Source organism: Marinomonas sp. G8-14, from assembly GCF_055808935.1.
In genome coordinates this window covers 506204-527553 of sequence record NZ_CM147891.1, presented here as the reverse complement: position 1 = coordinate 527553, position 21350 = coordinate 506204, and the positions used below count along the sequence as shown (strand labels likewise).

Genomic DNA, 21350 nt, shown 5'->3' with positions numbered 1-21350 from the left:
TTATACTTGAGTCAAATAAGTACTACCTGCTAGCACTTTTTTATAGGTTGCTAGCAAAGTGGCTTGCTCTTCTTGGCTAAGCGGACTTGCAGCGATCTTATCTTGATAGCTGTTTAATAATTCTTGCTCATTATAGCTAACGGATTTAAGTACATCCTGCACACTATCGCCTTTTAATACATGGTCGATTCTGAAACCATCATCCGTTAAGTAAACATCTACCGAACAAGTATCACCAAATAAGTTATGTAAATCCCCCAATGTTTCCTGATAAGCTCCAACTAAAAAGAAGCCCATCAAATAATCTTCCCCTTTAGGAGGTGGTGGAGGTAACGGCAGAGACGATTCTATCCCTTGACCATCCACATAGCTGTACAAACAACCATCAGAGTCACAAGTAACGTCTTGTATCTTTCCTCTAAAGGAAGGCGCTTGATCTAATCCTTGCAGTGGCAATACAGGGAACAATTGATCGATACCCCAAGCATCTGGCATAGATTGAAACACCGACAAATTGACAAATAATTTCTCAGCCAATCGCTCATTCAACTCATCAATCACCGCACGATGACCTCGATTACGATTGTCTAAACGCGGCAATAAATTACGGCATGCGGACAAAAATAGGTTCTCCGCTTGCGCTCTTTGCGACAGATTAAGCTGCCCATGATTGTAGAGTGTTAGGCTATCATTAAAGTCATCTAGCAAATCATGATAAATCTCTACAAGTGAACGACTTTCTTCTTCATTCTGCCCTTTCAAGCTTTGATAACACGCCCAAAGACGTTGCAACTCAAGCTCACTGTCTTCTGCGGCTTCTTCAATGGGTAATAGCTCAGCGCCGTGAGAGAAAACATCCGCGATCATCATGGCATGATGGGCAGTAACGGCACGACCCGATTCAGAAATCAAATGGGGATGAGGAAGTTCATACTGTTCGCAGACATTATGGAAAGCGAACACCACATTATTGGCATATTCACCAATACTGTAGTTTGCCGAAAAATCGTTTTGACAGCGCGTTCCTTCATAGTCGACACCTAGACCGCCCCCTACATCCACCCATTTTACTTTTACATCCATTTGATGAAGTTCAGCGTAATAACGAGCGCATTCTTTTAAGCTGTTTTGGATATCTCGAATTCGAGTGATTTGTGATCCTAAATGGAAGTGAATTAACTCAAGGCAGTGTAGTAAATTCAACTCACGCAGGCGCTCAATAGCACGCAGCAATTGTGAAGTCGTCAATCCAAATTTCGATTTTTCACCACCGCTGTTACCCCAGTGAGTCGTGCAAGTAGACGCCAAGCGAATCCGGATACCAATACGAGGCTGAACCCCAATTTTATCTGCCTCTTCTAAAATCCAATCAAGCTCATGCATTTTTTCAACGACAATAAACACTTGATGACCCATTTTTTCGGCCATCAAGGCAAGATGAATAAATTCACGATCTTTATAGCCGTTACACACAATAATGCCATCAGCATTTTTATGCATAGCCAACACAGCCATCAGTTCTGGCTTACTACCTGCTTCCAAGCCAACAGTAGACGCATTATCAGGTTGGCATGCAGCAATTTCTTCCACAACACGACGCTGCTGATTTACTTTTATTGGATACACAATGGCATATTTTGCCTGATAGTCGTAATGATCTATGGCCTGCTGAAATGAATTGGTAATTTTTTCTATACGTGAGTGAAGGATATTCGGGAATCTAACCAAACAAGGGTAAGGGATACCTTGCTGTTTTAGCGCGACAGACAGCTCTGTTAAATCAATGCTATTTTCCCTATCAGGTAATGCAATAACACGCCCTTTATCGTTAATTGAAAAAAAACCACTACTCCAGTGACCTACGTTGTAAAGTTCCATTGAGTCTTTGATTGACCAAGGCTTCATATCATCTCCAAAAGTCTAAATAGCTGCAATTAGCGCCGTTTATAAAAGGCACAACATAATGAAACACAGACATTTTTTAGGTTTAGTTCAAATAAAAAAAGCGGTGCTAAGAAATCTCTTAACTCCGCTTTATTATAACGAACGAACAAATTAAGAAACGTGTTCGCCATGTGCTTGCTTATCTGCATGGTAAGAAGAGCGAACTAATGGTCCACACGCTGCATGCTTAAAGCCTAACTCTTTTGCGACTTGCTCATAACGCTCAAATTCTTCGGGCGGTACAAAGCGCGCCATAGGAAAATGATGCTTTGATGGTTGTAGGTACTGCCCAATGGTTAGCATATCAACATTATGAGCACGTAAATCTTTTAACACTTCAACAATTTCTTCAAATGTTTCTCCCATTCCAACCATTAAACCGGACTTGGTGGGTACATTTGGGCAACGATCTTTAAAATTTTTCAAAAGATCTAAGGACCACTGATAATCAGATCCAGGTCTCACTTGACGATACAAGCGTGGAATAGATTCCAAGTTGTGGTTAAACACATCTGGCGGTGCAATTGACAGTGTATCAATTGCGACCTCCATACGACCACGGAAGTCTGGAACCAATGTTTCGATTTCAATATGCGGACTTGCAGCACGTGTTTCAGTAATGCAATCAACAAAATGCTGGGCACCACCATCACGAAGATCATCACGATCTACTGAGGTAATAACCACATATTTCAGCTTCATATCACGAATTGCTGCCGCCAATTCTTTTGGTTCATCAGCACTAAGCGGATTAGGGCGACCATGCGCCACATCACAAAAAGGGCAACGACGAGTACAAATTTCACCCATAATCATAAACGTCGCTGTACCGTTACTAAAGCACTCTCCCAAGTTTGGGCAGTTAGCTTCTTCACATACAGAGGCAAGTTTATGCTCACGCAAAGTCGCTTTAATACGAGCAATTTCTGGCGACGCTGGCATACGAACACGAAGCCAATCTGGCTTGCGTGGAATTTCTTCAGTAGGAACAATTTTAATAGGGATACGCGCCATTTTATCGGCACCGCGTAATTTTTCCCCTTGGACAACGCGCTTGCGTTCTGCTGTCATTCTATTTCCACCCTTGTTGGATAGCCGGATAACTGTATCCGAGTTGCTCAGCTAACTGATTCGCCAACTGAACCTTTACATTTGATAAAATAGCGTCTTTGTTAAGTCGCTTCATATCCACCATCTGCAAGCCTTGATAGCCACACGGGTTGATACGATTAAATGGGGTGAGATCCATATCAACATTTAAGGCTAGCCCATGAAAGGAGCAACCTCTGCGTACACGTAAACCCAACGACGCAATTTTCCGTTCATCGACATACACACCTGGAGCATCAGGCTTTGGATACGCTTTTATTGAGTTCTGTACTAAAGTACCAACCACAGCATTTTCCAATACGCTAACTAGATCACGTACCCCTATTCCCAAGCGTTTTAAGTCTACCATAACATAAGCCACTAGTTGCCCTGGCCCATGGTAGGTAACTTGGCCACCACGATCAACCTGAATGACAGGAATATCACCTGGAGCCAAAAGGTGCTCTTCTTTTCCCGCTTGACCTTGCGTAAACAAGGAGGGATGTTCTAACAGCCAAATTTCATCAGCATCGTCTTTAGTACGAGTCTGAGTAAACTGTTTCATCCGCTCCCATGTTTCCGTATAGTCAATAATCCCTAAATCACGGCAAATTAAATCACGTTCCATTTACATGACCATCTTAACGGCTTCAATTGACATTAAGTCATGATGCAATGCCGATAATTGATCCTCACTTTGAGCCACAATACGAAAACTAAAACTGACAAACCGGCCTTTGCTAGAGCGATTAGTGTTTTCAGCTTTTGTATCCATTTCGGGTGCATGTATAAGCAAACGTTCTGTTATCTCGGTATGAATACCATCAACATCAAGAGATACCACCTTGATAACGTAATTTTCGCAAGGAAACTCAATTTTAGGTGCATCAACTGCTTTTTCAGCTTGATCACCATTTTTTGTAATTAACGCCATTAATTTAATCTACCATCAGCCTATTGGGGCTTAAAACAAGTTCATAAAGAATAGTTTAATTTTATCAAACATTCGTTTAAAGAAACCACCTTCTTCTACTGCTTCTAATGCAACCACTGGGCGTTCTAGTAGTACACCAGCCTCGGAGCCTACTACAATCTTACCAAGCACATCACCGATCGCGATAGGTGCAACGATTTCAGGCTGCATGTCTAACGTTGCTGACATAGCATCACCTTGCTGACGAGGCATAGTAACCAGCACATCTTCTGCAAAACCGACTTTCACACTAGATTGGCTGCCTCCCCAAACACGGGCATTGTTAACCACTTGACCACGGCTATACAGCTTACGTGTTTCATAGTATCTAAAACCAAAATCTAATAGCTTTTGCGCTTCAGCCGCTCGTGCTTCATCGGATTTAGTTCCCATTACAACTGTAATCAATCGTGTCCCATTACGCACTGCAGAAGCAGCCAAACAGTAACCTGCCGCTTCTGTATGTCCCGTTTTCAAACCATCAACAGTTTTATCACGCCACAACAAACGATTACGATTAGGTTGGCGAATATCATTGTATGTAAACTCTTTTTCCGCATACATGGTGTAGTTTTCTGGAAACTGCACAATGGTCGCACGAGATATTTTGGCGATATCATGGGCACTTGAGTAATGATTTTCTGCTGGAAAACCAGTCGAATTGACAAAGTTTGTATTTGTCATGCCCAATAGCTTAGCGTGTTGATTCATCAAATCAGCAAAAGCCGACTCACTTCCGGCAATATATTCTGCAGCAGCGACACTTGCATCATTACCTGATTGAATGATAATTCCACGAAGCAAGTCTTCTATAGATACTTGCGTACCTTCGCGGATAAACATACGTGACCCTTCCATGCGCCAAGCGTTTTCACTCACTGTAACTTTATCTTCCAAAGACAAGTTTCCACGAGCAAGTTCATACTCAACAATATAGGCCGTCATCAATTTAGTCAGACTCGCTGGCGGCAAAGCCTCATCAGCGTTATGTTCCACCAACACATCACCAGTATAGGCATCCATCAAAATATAACTGCTTGCCGATAACTGGGGAGGCGTCGGTATCAACGCAGGTGCGGCGAATACAGAGCCACTAATAAAGCCAAACACAAGGGATAAAGTAACCAGAAGTTTTTTCATACTCAAAAATATCGTCTTCTAAAAAATGTGGGTAAATGATACTAGAGCATTCTATGAATCTCTAGCCTAAAAAAAGTAACACTAAGGCAATAAAGCCACCCTTACGGGGCTACCAAAACCTTCCTGTTGTAGTTTTTGCTGCCATTCGGTCAATGAATCTTGGCTTTCAAAAGGACCGACCAACACTTTATACAAGCCGTCATCTTGCTTATTTATAACGACTTTAATACTGGTATCAAATGCCTCAAAGAGCCGCCGCTTTAATTTATTTGCCGATTCTTCGGCACTGAAAGCAGCAAGCTGAAGATGGGAAAAAACCATATCAGATGATGTATTTGATGACTCTCTTGGTGACGAAGAAATACTAGGCGAAGCCTTAGCAGGCAAGCTTTTTACTTGTTTAGCCGGCGTTTCAAGAACCGCTTTAGAGGGTCGATATACATCGCCTTTTGCTGGCGTGATTGCTTCGACTCGCACTCGTGCGACACCTTTTTTATGATAGTCCAGTCTCGCTGCTGCCGCATAAGAAAGATCTATCAGGCGATCACCATGAAATGGTCCCCTATCATTTACTCTAACAATAACAGAGCGATGATTATCGAGGTTGGTGACTTTGACATAAGTGGGTAGCGGCAGAGATTTGTGCGCAGCAGAAAACCCATACATGTCATATGTTTCCCCATTTGACGTCTTATGACCATGGAATTTGTTGCCATACCAAGAAGCTTTACCCTCAGCAACATAACCTTGGGCTGAAGCCATTACCCAGTACTTATTTCCCCAAACCTCATACGGACTCTTATTGCCACCTCGACTTCTTGGCTCCCACTTTGGAATCGGCTCAGGAATATTATCAGCATCAAAATCACCGTCCGGACCGTGGTCTTGCAATATAGAATAGCGCCCACCGCCTGACGCTTTTTCGTAGTCGATTTCATCTTTTCCCAGCACATGACGCGTACTCATACATCCATTCAGTACCAGCAAGCTTAAGCCAGCAACCAATAGTATGTTAATGATTTTCATAGCTTCCTATACTCTTAGCGAGGCTCCAATACCGACATGGCATATCGCCTACTTGGGTTGTAATCCATAATGGTAAAAAAATTCTTATATCCTAACCAGTAAGACATCTCTTCCGGCCCAGTTCTCAGAGCAATCAAACCCGTTTTCTGAGGAATAAAAGGCTGAGTAGGCAGCACAGTCAGTGCCGACCAATCGACCATGTCTTTACTAGGCTCTCTACCACGATTGATTTCATCTTTGACTTTCTCAGGATCACCAACAGAAGCCATCACAAACCACGGCTGGTCTTTCTGCCAACCGTGATGTTTAAGATAGTTCGCAACACTGCCAATAGCATCCGCAGCAGAACCCCATAGATCAATATGACCATTTTTGTCGTAATCTATAGCCAATTTTTGATAGTTACTGGGCATAAACTGCACCATCCCCATCGCCCCACTATATGACCCCTTTGTTTGCCCAATGTTCCATCCTTCTTGACGAGCTAGCAATAAATAAGCTTCAAGCTCACTTTGAAAGTACGCTTTACGTCTGGGATAATCAAACGCTAGAGTCGTCAGTGAAGTAAAAACATCATTAGAACCTGTAATACGTCCGTAATACGTTTCCACTCCAATGAGTGCAACAATTACATTTGGGTCAACACCAAATTCTTGCTCGGCTTTATGTAACCATTCGAGGTTGCTCTGAGCAAATTGATAGCCAAGTTTGGCTCTTTCCTCGTTCACAAATCGCGTTTTGTATTCATAATAAGGTATCAACACTTCCGGCTGGTTATCGGACTTCTCAATCACTTTAGGGCGCACCTTGATGTGAGAAAATGCCAATTCTAGACGGTTTCTATCGTAATTATGCTCTTTTACAAGACGCGAAATAAAACTCTGCACCTCTGGATTACCAGCGTAAGAATCTACCCATTCTGCTGGCATATCCTCTAGAAGCGTTTCACTAACGCCAGAATGTAAAGGCAACGTAGAATGATCCACACTACTACACGCAGTTAGACCAAGCGTTAAAAATACCAATGCAGCTTGCTTAATCATCATCTCGCTCTTTTATGTGTTTGTACTGACATCAAAATCCCAAATGTCGCCATGATAGTAATAATAGAAGTACCACCATAACTGACCAGTGGTAAGGGTACCCCAACAACCGGCAGAATGCCTGATACCATGCCAATATTTACAAACATGTATACAAAAAAAGTAAGCGTCAAACTACCGGCTAACAAACGTGCATAATTGTCCTCAGCATTCGCCGCAATATACAAACCACGAGCAATAACAAGAGAATAAGCAAGGATCAAAACACCACACCCTACCATCCCAAACTCTTCAGCCAAAACGGCAATAATAAAATCGGTATGACTTTCAGGCAAAAAATCCAACTGAGCCTGAGTCCCTTCTAAAAAACCTTTGCCATACAGACCACCAGAACCAATAGCCGTTTTAGACTGAATAATATTCCAACCAGAGCCAAGAGGATCACTTTCCGGATTCAAAAACGTCAACACTCGCTGACGCTGATACTCTCGCATAAATTGCCACAATGTATAGCCCGCAATGGGTGCCAATGCCGCTGCACCGATAATATAACGCCAACCAAGTCCTGCAAGAAAGAGGACAAAGATCCCCGAAACCGCCACCAACAAAGAGGTTCCCAGGTCTGGCTGTTTTGCAATTAATACCACTGGAATAGCGATCAATACTATGACAGTCATTATTTGCTTAAAGGTGGGGGGCAGCTGCCTATCTGAAAAATACCATGCAATCATCATAGGCATCACAATTTTCATGATTTCCGAAGGTTGAAAACGCAAACCTCCAGGCAAAGCCAGCCAACGCTGAGCCCCTTTTGCTCCGACACCAAACAACAATACACAAACCAATAATAACGTAATAAAAATAAACAATGTAGGCGAAGCTCGCCGCATGTATTTTGGTGGTAACTGCGCCAATATTAGACAAACAAACATCCCAACTGCCAAGCGAAACACTTGCCGTTCTACCATCGCTACGTCTTGCCCTGACGCTGAGTACAGAATAACCAAACCGCCGCTAATCAGTAATAATAAAGACCCTATCAACAGAATATCGACATGCACCAATAGCCATAAACGCGCATTGGTAAAAGATATCGCCCTGCGATAAAAGCTATCCTTCATTTTTATTACCTTTTAAATAGTCATATTCGGCAGGATAATCATCGTAGAGATAAGCATCGAATAATTTCTTGGTTAAATCCGCAGGTTTCGAGCTGCTTCCGCCATTCTCAAAAATGGCAAATACTGAAATTTTAGGTTTTTCGGCCGGAGCAAAACCGATGAATAACGCATGATCATGCAAACGTTTCTCCAACGAATCCGCGTCATATTCTTGGTCTTCTTGAAGACTAAACACCTGCCCTGTCCCTGTTTTTCCTGCAATGTCATAGGGTGTACCTTGCAGGCGTCGTGCTGTCCCTTGAGAGTCCGTAATGACTTTGCGCATCGCCTCAATCATTCTCTCCCAGTTACGTTGATCTTTCAGAACGATATCGTGTTCATCACCAAGACCATCTTCAAACTCAGCCGGTTTATCCCCCACCATAGCAGTCATTCTTGGATAAAAATAATGCCCTCGGCTTGCCAGTGCAGACGTTGCTGAAGCAATTTGCATAGGAGTCGCCACCATAAAGCCCTGACCAATACCGACGTTGACCGAGTCTCCCGGATACCAAGGCTCTTTATACTTCGCTTTTTTCCATTCATTTGAAGGCAATAAACCAATACTGTCGCCATTCAAATCAAGCAAAGTACTGCGTCCAAAACCAAATCGCGACAAAAAATTATGAATGGGTGTGATGCCCATTTTATTGGCTAACTGGTAATAATAAGTATCAACCGACTCAATAATAGAGCGCTCCAAATCAATCCACCCATGCCCCGTTCGCTTCCAGTCACGATAACGGCGTCCATCCGGATTAATTTGATAATAACCTCTGGCGAAATAACGTTCTGTCCAAGTAGAGAAGCCGTATTCTAGTCCAGCCAACCCCATGAAAGGCTTAATTGTTGAAGCTGGAGGGTAGCCTCCGCGAAGCGCGCGGTTGAAAAGAGGTAACTTTGGCGACTTCCGAAGTGCAGAGTAATCATCATACGAAATGCCGCGCACAAACAGATTTGGATCAAAACCTGGCTTAGAAACAAGTGCCAAAATCCCTCCAGTTGCCGGGTCTATTGCCACAACTGACCCTGTATAATCCCCCAAAAGATCATAGGCATACTGCTGAAGCCTTGCATCCAAATATAAATGCAAATCTTTACCTGGCGTGGGATTTTGTCGATCCAATTCAGACATAATACGGCCACGAGCGTTTACTTCAACCTTGCTTAGACCTGCTTCGCCAAATAACGTTTTTTCGTAAAAACCTTCAACACCTGTTTTACCAATAAACAAAGCACCTTGATAAGCAAGACGATCCACCCGTTCCAAATCGTCCGTTGTAATTCGACCAACGTAGCCAATTGCATGGGCAAAAGCTTCACCGTAGGGGTAGTATCGCGTTAATTGCGCTTCTACTTGAACCCCATCAAGCTGATAAAGATCAACAGATACCTTAGCCCACTCTTCATCAGTTAATTGTGACTTTAACGTAAGTGATTGATAAGGTCTGCGGTACTCTTTCAACCGACTATCAAAGTCATCCCATTCGCTATCACTAATATTAACTATGCCGGCAAGCATTTGTCTTAATTTAGCAAAATCGTCAACGCGCTCAGGAATCACAGTCAAACTGTGTATTGGTCGATTATCAGCCAGCACCAAACCATTACGGTCATAAATTAATCCTCGCGGAGGCGGCTCGGTAACCAACATAACACGATTATCGTCCGCCTTGGTTTGGTAGATTTCATGCTGAACAACTTGAAGGTAAAACAATCGTGCCATCAACACCAATGCCATTAACATAACAAAAATAGCAGACGCAATAACACGCCCCTGTGTTAGTCGCTGTTCTTGGCGGTAATTACGAAAATTTTGATGTCGACGGCTCACCAGGTTTACCTTATCTGTGATACGGATGATTATTCATGAGCGTCCAAGCACGATAAATTTGCTCTGCCAAAATAATTCTCACCATAGGATGTGGCAATGTCAAACGCGATAAAGACCAAACTTGATCAGCGCGAGCTGTACATCTAGGGTCTAAGCCATCTGGCCCACCCACCAACAAACTCACATTGTGACCATCCATTCGCCACTGTTCGGTCTGGTCAGCCAGCTGATCGGTGGACCATTCCTTGCCAAGCACTTCCATTGCAATGACTTTATCACCTGAGGGGATAGCCTCTAACATGCTATCTCCTTCTTTACGAATGGCTTTCAATATATCCGTATTTTTCCCGCGAGGTGACATGGGTATTTCAACCAGCTCTAAAGCAAAATCCTTAGGTAAGCGCTTTGCATACTCATCGTAACCTTCAGTCACCCACTTTGGCATTTTGCTACCAACAGCAATCAAACGAACGCGCATTAAAAAAACCTTACATTATTTCTGGTTTAATATCCCATAACTTCTCGAGATCATAAAACGCTCGCGCTTCTTCTGTCATGACATGCACAACAACGTCATGTAAGTCGACCAATACCCAATCACTGCCCATACCACGACCTTCTGAACCAAGTGGCTGAAGACCTTGCGCTTTCAAATGTTCAAATACATTTTGACCCAAAGCATTAACATGACGCTTTGACGTGCCAGTACAAATCACCATGTAATCCATCATATCAGTATGATTTCCTACGTTTAGTACGGTGATTTTATCACCTTTCACATCTTCCAATGCTTCAACAGCAAAAGCCAAAATTTGATCTGCTGTTAAGTTAAGCTGACTCATATAATTACGTTACCCTATCGATATAATTGATGTTGTTCTATATATTTTTGGACTGGCTCCGGCAATAGGTAAGCAATCGACTCGTTTTTACGAGCAAGCGCCCTGATCATGCTAGAGGATATCCCCAAAGGAGTAAGAGTCTCGAACCAGACCCGCCCTGAGGGCGCGCATTGTAACTCATGCGACGATGCGGCACGATAGTTTTCGCAAAAACCACTCAATTCAGAGATTAAATCGGGCTCCCAACCAGGTCGAGAGACAACCAGCAAGTGAGCATACTGGATTATCTGCTGCCAATCATGCCACGTTGGAAGAGATAAAAAGCTATCCATTCCCAACACCATAATTAGCGATTCATCAGGACCGATTTCCTCACGCAGGTCTCGCAACGTATCGATACTATAACTTGGACCTTCCCTATCAATTTCACGAGAATCAACACTCAATCGATCGTCACCAGATACAGCAAGCCTTGTCATTTCAAGTCTTTGTTCAGGCAGAACACTTGGTCGGTCTTTATGAACGGGCTGAAAACAAGGTATTAGCTTCATAGTCGAATAATGATAACGATCTAAAATCTCAACCGCTGTTCTTAGATGGCCATTATGAACGGGATCAAATGTCCCACCCATAATAGCCAACCCAGAAGTCTTTACGTTATCGTTAACTCTAGTTGTCACGAGTATGACCATCGCCAAGGACAATGTACTTTTGACTGGTCAGCCCCAATAAGCCAACGGGGCCACGAGCGTGAATTTTGTCGGTCGATATGCCAATTTCAGCCCCAAACCCATATTCAAAACCATCAGCAAAAGATGTCGATGCATTCACCATAACGGATGATGAATCCACTTCGGTCAAAAACGCACGTGTTTTAGAATAATTCTGCGAAACAATTGCATCAGTATGATGAGAACCATACTGATTGATGTGACTGATCGCTTTATCCATATTGGCTAAAACCTTAATAGACAACTTAGGCGCTAAATATTCTGTATACCAATCTTCCTCTGTCGCTAACTCAACAGAAGAATCAATAGCACGAGTTTGCTCACACCCTACTAAAGACACGCCTTTCTCTTGCAAAGCGCCTATTAACTTGGGCAAAAATTTATCAGCAACAGCCGAATGCACTAGCAAGGACTCCATCGCATTACACACACCGTAACGACGTGTTTTTGCATTCATAGCAATAGCAAACGCCTTTTCCAAATCAGCCTCATCATCGACATACACATGACAGTTGCCATCTAGATGCTTTATAACGGGGACACGAGCATCCTTACTAATACGTTCTATTAAACTCTTGCCGCCTCGAGGAACGATCACATCAACAAACTCTGGCATAGAGATCAACATCCCAACAGCATCTCTGTCAGTCGTATTAAGAACTTGCACCGCATGCTCAGGCAATCCTGCCGCAACAACCCCCGAAGTAACGGCCTCCGCAATAGCTTGGTTGGAATAAAACGCCTCAGACCCTCCACGCAAAATAGTCGCATTACCCGATTTTAGGCATAAGCTCGCTGCATCAATCGTCACATTTGGGCGAGACTCGTAGATAATACCAATTACACCTAAAGGAACGCGCATTTGCCCACGTTGAATACCTGATGGTAAATACACCATATCAGATATTTCACCAATCGGGTCAGGCAAAGCAGCTACCTGTTTTAAACCTTCAATCATGCTATCGATACGCTTATTATCCAAAAGCAACCTATCAAGTAATGCCGAGTCCAAGCCCTTAGCACGGCCATTATCCATATCTTTAGCGTTCTCAGATATCAATCGAGGTCGAGCACTCTCCAAAGCGTCAGCCATAGCAAATAAAGCCATGTTTTTTTGCTTTGTGGATGCTTTAGCAAGCAGACGAGAAGCCGCCCTAGCTTGCTGACCAATTTGATTCATATAAGATTCTAAAGACATTTTTACTCTCTGATAAAAGTTAAAAAGAACAGAACAACGAATCGCTAAATTAAATCGCAGTTCGTTTCATGTAAGCAGTATACTATCACAATATTTTTATTCGTTTAGCGCAGATTTATATCAAAGGATCGCTCATTGTCATCCCATAATTCTTTTAACTTAACCACTATTGGCGTAATACATTCTTGCTACAAAGAAAAGTTCGGCATTCCACGCCAACCAGGGCTTGTCACAGAAGCTACAGCGCGCTTAGAGCCTCATCCCACCCTACAATAGACTAGACGCTTTAGAAGGGCTCGACGGTTTTTCACACATCTGGATACAATTCATTTTTCACGCTTGTATGACGGAAAACTGGAAAGCAAAAATACGACCTCCGCGCCTAGGTGGAAAAACGAAAATGGGCGTATTTGCTACGCGCGCAACCCATAGACCCAACCCTATTGGACTCTCTGTCGTCAAAATTGGACGAATCTACCAAGAAGACAAAAAAACCTTTATTGATCTGCATGGAGCGGATTTACTAGATGGCACTCCCGTTCTAGATATAAAACCCTATCTACCTTATGCAGATAGTATCACTGACGCAAAAGGTGGTTTTGCTCCGACACCAGCACAAACAATGAAAAAGCCCGTCTTATTTTCCGAACTCGCAAAAAGCCAATGCATGCAATACCAAAACTTGCATAACAAAGAAATAGCCACTTTAATAAAACAGATTATTGAACAAGACCCTAGGCCTTCTTATTTATCAGAACAACTTGACAGAGAGCACGGCATCAAACTTTGGAACATTAATGTGAAGTGGTGCGCAAGAATTGATCACTTTGAAATACTTCGAATTGAGCAAACATAAGAGAGTAAGAAATGAATAAGAAACAGTTCTTAAACACTTACAAAAAAATCGATGCTCTTGAGAAAAAAAGGCACAAGCGAGCGAAAAACCAACACTTTATCGCTCGGAGCACGATGAACGCCTTATAAAAGACTTTCATTATGCAAAGTTTCAAAAAAACCTTCACAATGCACAACAGAGCAAAGCCCTAAAAGCATTACTGGAAAAAGACAACTGGACCGAAGAAGACACCGAAAAGCTACTGAACTCGCTACGCTAGAAAAACATACACCGAGTCTATACCCATGGTTATCCACATGTTATGTGTATAGTTTTCTTGTCAATAAATTCGGAAAGAATCGACAAAAAAATCAAAAAAAAAGCGGACCTAGGTCCGCTTTTTATCACAACTAAAAATCAAATCTTAGTTTTGGTTTTCTAGTTGTGCTTTGATCAAATCGCCAATGGTAGTAGGGCCATTTGATTCCGCTTGTTGCTTCTCAGAATGAGATTTCAACGCAGCTTTCTCTTCAGTCGCATCTTTCTGCTTGATAGATAGAGTGATAGTACGAGCTTTACGATCAACGTTAATGATCGCAGCTTCTACTTTATCACCTTCTTTCAATGCTGTAGTTGCATCTTCGATACGCTCACGGCTGATTTCAGACACTTTCAATGTCGCTTCTACGCCTTCAGCAAGAGCAACAACCGCACCTTTTGCGTCTACTGATGAAACAGTACCGTTTACAATAGTGCCCTTGTCATTTTCTGCAACGAAAGCAAGGAACGGATCTTCTTCAAGTTGCTTAACACCCAAAGAAATACGCTCACGCTCAGCATCGATAGACAATACAACTGTTTCTAGCATATCGCCTTTCTTGTATTGACGTACGGCTTCTTCACCCGTTTCATCCCAAGATAGGTCAGACAAGTGAACAAGACCATCAATACCGCCATCAAGACCAATGAACACACCGAAGTCAGTGATAGACTTGATTGCGCCAGAGATTTTGTCACCTTTGTTGAAAGAAGTTGCAAACTCTTCCCATGGGTTCATTGTACACTGCTTGATACCCAAAGAAATACGACGACGCTCTTCATCAATGTCAAGAACCATAACTTCAACTTCGTCACCGATCTGAACAACTTTAGATGGGTGAATGTTTTTGTTAGTCCAATCCATTTCAGAAACGTGTACTAGACCTTCTACGCCTTCTTCAAGCTCTGCGAAGCAGCCGTAATCAGTCAAGTTAGTCACTTTCGCAGTAACTTTAGTGTTTTCTGGGTAACGGGCTTTGATAGCAACCCATGGATCTTCACCCAACTGTTTAAGACCTAGAGACACGCGGTTACGCTCGCGGTCGAACTTAAGAACTTTAACATCGATCTCATCACCAACAGCAATGATTTCGCTTGGGTGCTTAATGCGTTTCCAAGCCATATCAGTGATGTGTAGAAGACCATCAACACCACCAAGATCAACGAACGCACCGTAGTCAGTAAGGTTCTTAACGATACCTTTAACTTCTTGACCTTCTTCAAGAGAAGCAAGTAGCGTTTCGCGTTCAGCGCTGTTAGTCGCTTCCATAACGGCACGACGAGATACAACAACGTTGTTACGTTTTTGATCAAGCTTGATAAGTTTGAACTCTAGATCCACACCTTCCAAATGAGATGTGTCGCGAATTGGGCGAACATCTACCAAAGAACCAGGCAAGAAAGCACGGATATTAGCGATATCAACTGTGAAGCCACCTTTGACTTTACCATTGATAACACCGTGAACAATGGCGTTTTCTTCGTAAGCTTTTTCTAGAACAGACCAAGTTTCTGCACGTTTAGCTTTTTCGCGAGACAATTTAGTCTCACCGAAACCATCTTCAACAGCATCAAGCGCAACTTTAACTTCGTCACCGATTTTTAAGTTGAACTCACCACTTTCCGTTAGGAACTGAGAACGAGGAATTACGCCTTCAGATTTAAGACCTGCATGAACAGTTACCCACTCACTGTCAATATCAACAATGATACCAGTAACAATTGAGCCTGGCGCCATTTCGACGGTTAATAGGCTTTCTTCAAACAGTTCTGCGAAGCTTTGAGTCATTGTATTTCCTATATAGTCGGCCTATGCAAATAACTAGGCCATATCCACATTGCCAGCGAATGCGGGTCAGTTTTTTTGGATGATGCGATAAAAGCTTGCTGGCACTTTTATCGACTTGAATAACATTTAAACTATTATAGCACATTCTAATTACAAAAAAGTAGACGCAAAAAACAACAGATTACACAAGACCCGCCTTCACAGCTTCTGCAAAAACAATCTCAACAACCTGCTCTATCGTCAACGTCGTACTGTCTATTACCAAAGCGCCTGCCGCTGGCACAAGAGGGGCAATTGCCCTATTCGCATCCCGCTCATCTCGCTCTTTGATGGTCTTAACCAATTCATCCAGATTAACCGTTTCACCTTTTTGCTGCAATTGCTGCAACCGACGCTGTGCACGCTCTTCTGCGGAAGCGGTTAAGAAGATTTTAATCTGCGCGGAAGGGAACACCACCGTCCCCATATCTCGGCCATCCGCAACCAACCCTGGCGCTTGCGAAAAAGCACGCTGACGCAACAACAATCCCTCTCTAACTTCTGGAATAGCTGCCAATTTTGACGCACAATTTCCAACACCTTCGGTGCGAATAGCTTGAGTTACGACTTCGCCTTCAAGAATAATTTCAACCTTACCTTCTGCTGATTGTTGAAACTGTATATCTAAATGTTCAGCTAGCACCTTTAAAGTATCAACATCATCAGAAGACATACCATGATGAGATACAGCCAGTGCGAGCAGTCGATATAAAGCGCCACTGTCCAATATATGCCATCCCAGCTTTTCTGCGATTAACTGACTTACAGTGCCCTTACCTGCACCACTTGGACCATCAATCGTAATAACTGGGCCTTGGTTGATCATAACTATTCCTCTTAAAAAACTACTGCGTCACTGAACAATGAAAACCTAATTGCACAGTAACACTCTCCAACTCGTTAAATTCTTCTAATAATTTTTGACAATCATTAACTTTCGTTATGGATTGACTGCGCGCACCTAACGCCAACATAGCAAGCGCTAATTTATCATCACCAGCGCAATCCAACTCGCCACCTTGAGGCAATCCACCCTTGATTCGCAAATCACCATTTTCATAAACACAAGCGATTTTCATCTGTTTAAGTGCATCAATAAACGCTAACACTCTATCTTCATGATAATAAGGCAGAGAACCGACTCCCTGAATAAAACTTTCGCCTCTAGCGTATGCCGCTGCGACACACAACAAAGGTAGCTGATCTCTAAAGCGATAACTTTGCTCAGACGGCAAATGAAACGAACGAAGCTCTGCAAAACCGACTTGCACCTTACCCTCGAATAACCCAGAACCACTTTGCACAGGAATAGTCACATCGGCACCAATTGACTGCAAAAAAGCCAACAATGCAAAGGACACTGAATCTAAACCAGCATTCTCAATAGATAAATCCGAACCTGGCAAAAGACTTGACAACAATACGAGCCAAGCCAATTCGTACTCATCACCCGACAGCACTATATCTGCACCGACGAATGGAGCCGGAGCAACCTTAAACCCTTCGACCTGGTCAAATATTTTCACACCAAAATGTCGCAACAACACTTCACAATGAGACAAGTCTTTAGACAATGTTGTCACAACACCCTCAACAGGCGAATACAAGGCGGCCAAAAAAGCAGACATACGCAGTCTCTCAGAACCCGCCTTTAAATTAACCGACACATCCAAAGACTTACCTGGCAACAGATTAACAGGCAAACAATCCGCCATTTCAGATATGACACTCCCACCCATTTGGCGCACCAAAGAAAATAAATCCGCCATTGACTGATTTAGCAGCTTGCCTTCAGCAATCACAGAAACAGGGAACGACTGTCCAGCCAAAACTGGCAACAATAAATACAAACTTTCTCTGGATTGATGGACATTAATAGGGGCAATCGGTGCTTTTAACCCTCTAACACCCACACCATGAACACGCAAATGATCAACCGAGGCCTCTTCTATGACAACCCCCATATCTCGAAAAGCTTGCATGGTAATGCGCACATCACCCGTTAAATCAATATTCTTTATTTCACTCACACCTTCTGACAGCGCGGCTATGGTAATCGCTTTATGTGACAAAGATTTGTCACCCAACAAAGACACCTCACCTTTAATCGCAGAAGCTGGTAAAACGGAGACAGACACAGGACGAACTTCTTTGGTAGAACCAATTGTACGTTGCTCTAACAAGCGAAGAAAATGATCTCGCGCAGATTTTGCTCGAGTAAACACACCAAACATACTAGCGCCATCACCCTTCTCTATAGCAGCTCGCATGTCAGCCAACCGATCAGTAAAGTGATCTAGAGTCGCTAGCGTTGCATCTTTGTTGGCTAAAAAAACATCTCGCCACATAACCGGATCACTGGAAGCGATGCGAGTAAAGTCACGAAAGCCGCCCGCCGCAAACCTGAAGATATCCTGACTACGCTCCCCATTGGCCAGCGCATCGACCAAAGTATAGGCCAGCAAGTGAGGCAAATGACTTGAAGAGGCGAGCACATGATCATGATGATTAACATCCATGCTCACCACATCCGCACCAACCGCACGCCAAAGACGGTGCAAGCGATCCAATAACACAGGATTGCTATCCGCCAAGGGAGTCACTATCGCCATGTGTTTTTCGAAAAGCTGTGAATTAGAGGCCAACACCCCACTTTTCTCTGCGCCAGCAATAGGATGACCAGGAATAAAATTAGCCGGAACATGCCCAAAGACACGACGCACAGCCTCAACCACACTACCTTTTGTCGACCCCACATCCGTCACTAGCGTCTGCTCAGACAAAAAAGGCTTAAGATCGGCCAAAACAGACTCCATTGCTCTAACAGGCGTTGCCAGAACAATAACATCCATTTTTGAGACAAACTCAGCAGACAACTCGGCAGGATAATCAATCACTCCTGTCGACACACCCAAAGCCAGTTCGCCGTCACGACGATCCACCGCATACAGGGTCGCTAAACCGCGCTCTTTCAACGCCTTAGCGAACGAACCACCGATCATACCAAGACCGATGATCATGACATTGCCAAACTTCTTTTTTTCCTGAGACGCCATATCAACGGACGCCTGAAAATCACTTTCACCAATCAAAGCATAACACTCTTAAATAATTGCTAAAGCACAGCCACAGGATAGGAACCCAACACTTTCACTTCCGAAGCTCGTTCACGTAAATCATCAATCACAGCGCGACAGTCGTCGTCCAAATAATGACCAACGAAGTCAATATAAAAAATATAACCCCATCGACTCATTAAAGAAGGACGAGTCTCCAAACGTGTCATGTCAACACCGTGACGCTCGAAGGCTTCAAGTAATCGATACAAAGCACCCGGCTCATTTTTAGCACTAATGAGCAATGACGTTTTATCCTTACCGCTGGGCGGTACATCCTGATTACCAACAATCAAAAAGCGCGTCGTATTATCAGGGCGATCTTCAATATTAGAGGATACTTTTGATAAGCCATATAATTCACAAGCCACTTCACCTGCAATCGCTGCAATCGCTCGACCACTTCGCCCCGCATCAGCCGCAAGACGAGCCGCTTCAGCATTCGAACTCACCGCAACACGCTCAACGTGTGGCCAATAACGATCTAACCAAGCACGACATTGCGCCAAAGACTGCTGATGGGAATAAATGTGCGTAACATCATCCGCGTTAATATTTGGAGCTTCACCAAAAGATGGTGATGAATGCGCTCTTCTACTTCGCCACAAATTTTTAAACGTGAATCGCGAAAACTATCTAAGGTATGGTTCACCACACCCTCTGTCGAATTCTCAACCGGCACGACACCATAATTAGCCGCACCAGACTCAACTTCACGAAACACTTCATCAATGGCTGCCATAGGCGCACTGATAATAGACTTACCAAAGTGCTTTAATGCGGCCTGCTGTGTAAACGTACCCTCAGGCCCCAAAAAAGCAATGCGCATTGGCTTCTCAAGCGCAAGGCAAGAAGACATCACCTGACGAAAGATCTTCGCCATTTCCTCATTCCCCAAAGGCCCCTCGTTACGCTCCATCACTCTACGTAACACTTGCGCTTCGCGCTCTGGACGATAAAAGACGACCGCGTCTCCGCCCTGCTCAGCCAATTTTACTTCCGCTACTTTTTGAGCGCATCTAGCACGCTCATTTATCAGCATTTGTATTTGCGAATCAATAGAATCGATACGATCACGCAATAAAGGCAGCGTATCGGGTACTGTTTGCTTAGAGTTTGACATGCTATTTGTTATCCGTGGTTCTTATTGCTTATTAGGTATCTATTATCCGTGACGCTTCTCAAAGGCACGCATAAAGTCAATCAAAGCTTCAATCCCTTCCATCGGCATAGCGTTATAGATACTCGCGCGCATGCCGCCAACTGAACGATGCCCAGCCAATGTGCGCAAGCCTGCGGCTTCAGACTCTTGCAAGAAAAGAGACTCTAAAGACTCATCCGCCAGAATGAACGGCACATTCATACGCGATCTGTAAGCAGGGTCAACAGGGTTTGAATAAAAATCACTTGAATCAATAAAGTCATACAAAGCTTGCGCCTTGCGAATATTAATGGCTTCGATCGCCTCAACACCACCCTGAGCTTCCAGCCACTCAAACACCAAATCCGCCAAATAAATCGCAAAGGTTGGCGGCGTATTGATCATAGAATCATTTGCCGCCAAATTGGCAAAGTTCCATATTGACGGCAACTCATCACTGCTGCGCGCCAACAGATCCTTACGAATGATACAGATAACCACACCCGCTGGACCGACATTTTTTTGCGCACCAGCGTAAATAAGACCATATTTACTGACATCGATTTTTCGAGACAAAATAGTAGAAGACAGATCAGCAACGATAGGAAGATTAGTCTCTGGCAAATCAGAAAACTCTAAGCCACCAATGGTTTCATTAGGACAAAGATGTAAATACGCAGCACTTTCATCCAATGATAAAGTTGAAAAGTCAGGAACCGTAAGATAGTTCTGCTCCTTTGATGAACCCACAACATTAACCTTAGTGTATCTTTTTGCCTCTTTAATGGCTTTTGAAGACCATGCACCTGTATCTAAAAAGCAAGCAGAATCAAATCCGTTTACTAGGTTTGCAGGAATTTGAGCAAATAAAGTAGACGCACCACCTTGAACAAACAAGATTTCATAGTCGTCACTGATATTCATTAAACGCGACAAGCGCGCTTTAGCCGATGCCAAAATAGACATAAACTCAGCACTACGGTGACTCATTTCCATTACAGAAACACCCGCACCATGCCAATCTAACATTTCAGCCTGTGCTTTTTTCAAAACCGCTTCGGGAAGCGCTGCTGGACCAGAACAAAAATTATATACTCGGCTCATCCTGCTTATTACCTCTAGTATTTTCAGG

Annotated in this window: 18 protein-coding genes and 1 pseudogene; 1 reads left to right on the top strand and 18 read right to left on the bottom strand. The window is 43.4% G+C overall.

The features are described 5' to 3' along the window. The 13 genes from speA to AC0L6V_RS02530 form a co-directional block, all read right to left on the bottom strand. The gene (gene speA, locus AC0L6V_RS02590) at positions 1-1905 is read right to left on the bottom strand and encodes a biosynthetic arginine decarboxylase (RefSeq protein WP_418138749.1); all 1905 of its coding nucleotides are present in this window, start codon (positions 1903-1905) and stop codon (positions 1-3) included. 150 nt (positions 1906-2055) lie between these two features. Further along, entirely contained in the window at positions 2056-3015 is a 960-nt protein-coding gene (gene lipA, locus AC0L6V_RS02585) for a lipoyl synthase (RefSeq protein WP_265217241.1), read from the bottom strand. Position 3016: 1 nt separating this feature from the next. Then, positions 3017-3661, bottom strand: a complete 645-nt coding sequence (gene lipB / locus AC0L6V_RS02580) for a lipoyl(octanoyl) transferase LipB (RefSeq protein WP_265217238.1) — start codon at positions 3659-3661, stop codon at positions 3017-3019. Beyond that, complete coding sequence (locus tag AC0L6V_RS02575) at positions 3662-3967, bottom strand: YbeD family protein (RefSeq protein ID WP_265217237.1); 306 nt, start codon at positions 3965-3967, stop codon at positions 3662-3664. A gap of 30 nt (positions 3968-3997) precedes the next feature. After that, positions 3998-5146, bottom strand: coding sequence for a D-alanyl-D-alanine carboxypeptidase family protein (locus AC0L6V_RS02570; RefSeq protein ID WP_265217236.1), 1149 nt, complete (start codon positions 5144-5146; stop codon positions 3998-4000). An 81-nt stretch (positions 5147-5227) separates the two neighbouring features. Next, positions 5228-6172 carry a septal ring lytic transglycosylase RlpA family protein gene (locus tag AC0L6V_RS02565; RefSeq protein WP_265217235.1) on the bottom strand — a complete coding sequence of 315 codons (945 nt, stop codon included), beginning with the start codon at positions 6170-6172 and terminating at the stop codon, positions 5228-5230. A 14-nt stretch (positions 6173-6186) separates the two neighbouring features. Continuing rightward, positions 6187-7218, bottom strand: a complete 1032-nt coding sequence (mltB, locus tag AC0L6V_RS02560; protein ID WP_418138748.1) for a lytic murein transglycosylase B — start codon at positions 7216-7218, stop codon at positions 6187-6189. After that, entirely contained in the window at positions 7215-8336 is a 1122-nt protein-coding gene (gene rodA / locus AC0L6V_RS02555; protein ID WP_409419320.1) for a rod shape-determining protein RodA, read from the bottom strand. Before rodA ends, mltB begins: the two co-directional genes overlap by 4 nt. Beyond that, complete coding sequence (gene mrdA / locus AC0L6V_RS02550; RefSeq protein WP_265217233.1) at positions 8326-10209, bottom strand: penicillin-binding protein 2; 1884 nt, start codon at positions 10207-10209, stop codon at positions 8326-8328. Before mrdA ends, rodA begins: the two co-directional genes overlap by 11 nt. 10 nt (positions 10210-10219) lie before the next feature. Further along, complete coding sequence (gene rlmH / locus AC0L6V_RS02545; protein WP_265217232.1) at positions 10220-10687, bottom strand: 23S rRNA (pseudouridine(1915)-N(3))-methyltransferase RlmH; 468 nt, start codon at positions 10685-10687, stop codon at positions 10220-10222. Positions 10688-10697: 10 nt separating this feature from the next. After that, the gene (rsfS, locus tag AC0L6V_RS02540) at positions 10698-11051 is read right to left on the bottom strand and encodes a ribosome silencing factor (RefSeq protein ID WP_265217231.1); all 354 of its coding nucleotides are present in this window, start codon (positions 11049-11051) and stop codon (positions 10698-10700) included. Positions 11052-11065: 14 nt separating this feature from the next. Beyond that, positions 11066-11731 carry a nicotinate-nucleotide adenylyltransferase gene (gene nadD, locus AC0L6V_RS02535; RefSeq protein ID WP_265217230.1) on the bottom strand — a complete coding sequence of 222 codons (666 nt, stop codon included), beginning with the start codon at positions 11729-11731 and terminating at the stop codon, positions 11066-11068. Further along, positions 11721-12980, bottom strand: coding sequence for a glutamate-5-semialdehyde dehydrogenase (locus AC0L6V_RS02530; protein ID WP_265217228.1), 1260 nt, complete (start codon positions 12978-12980; stop codon positions 11721-11723). Before AC0L6V_RS02530 ends, nadD begins: the two co-directional genes overlap by 11 nt. Before the next feature lie 259 nt (positions 12981-13239). Here AC0L6V_RS02530 and tsaA point away from each other — a divergent pair, with 259 nt between their 5' ends. Beyond that, a complete protein-coding gene (gene tsaA, locus AC0L6V_RS02525; RefSeq protein WP_418139063.1) occupies positions 13240-13836 on the top strand; it encodes a tRNA (N6-threonylcarbamoyladenosine(37)-N6)-methyltransferase TrmO in 597 nt (198 codons plus the stop codon). A gap of 403 nt (positions 13837-14239) precedes the next feature. On the opposite strand, the gene rpsA is transcribed toward tsaA, so the two are convergent. From rpsA to serC, 5 genes and pseudogenes are all read right to left on the bottom strand, one after another. After that, positions 14240-15922 (bottom strand): 30S ribosomal protein S1, encoded by a 1683-nt coding sequence (gene rpsA, locus AC0L6V_RS02520; RefSeq protein ID WP_409419317.1) that lies wholly within the window; start codon positions 15920-15922, stop codon positions 14240-14242. 181 nt (positions 15923-16103) lie between these two features. Beyond that, on the bottom strand, positions 16104-16787 hold the full coding sequence (gene cmk / locus AC0L6V_RS02515; RefSeq protein ID WP_265217226.1) for a (d)CMP kinase: 684 nt from the start codon (positions 16785-16787) through the stop codon (positions 16104-16106). 19 nt (positions 16788-16806) lie between these two features. After that, the gene (locus AC0L6V_RS02510; protein ID WP_409419316.1) at positions 16807-19053 is read right to left on the bottom strand and encodes a bifunctional prephenate dehydrogenase/3-phosphoshikimate 1-carboxyvinyltransferase; all 2247 of its coding nucleotides are present in this window, start codon (positions 19051-19053) and stop codon (positions 16807-16809) included. Between the two features lie 23 nt (positions 19054-19076). Further along, a pseudogene (gene pheA, locus AC0L6V_RS02505) lies at positions 19077-20200 on the bottom strand (prephenate dehydratase). Between the two features lie 42 nt (positions 20201-20242). Then, entirely contained in the window at positions 20243-21322 is a 1080-nt protein-coding gene (serC, locus tag AC0L6V_RS02500) for a 3-phosphoserine/phosphohydroxythreonine transaminase (protein WP_265217224.1), read from the bottom strand. Positions 21323-21350 lie beyond the last annotated feature (28 nt).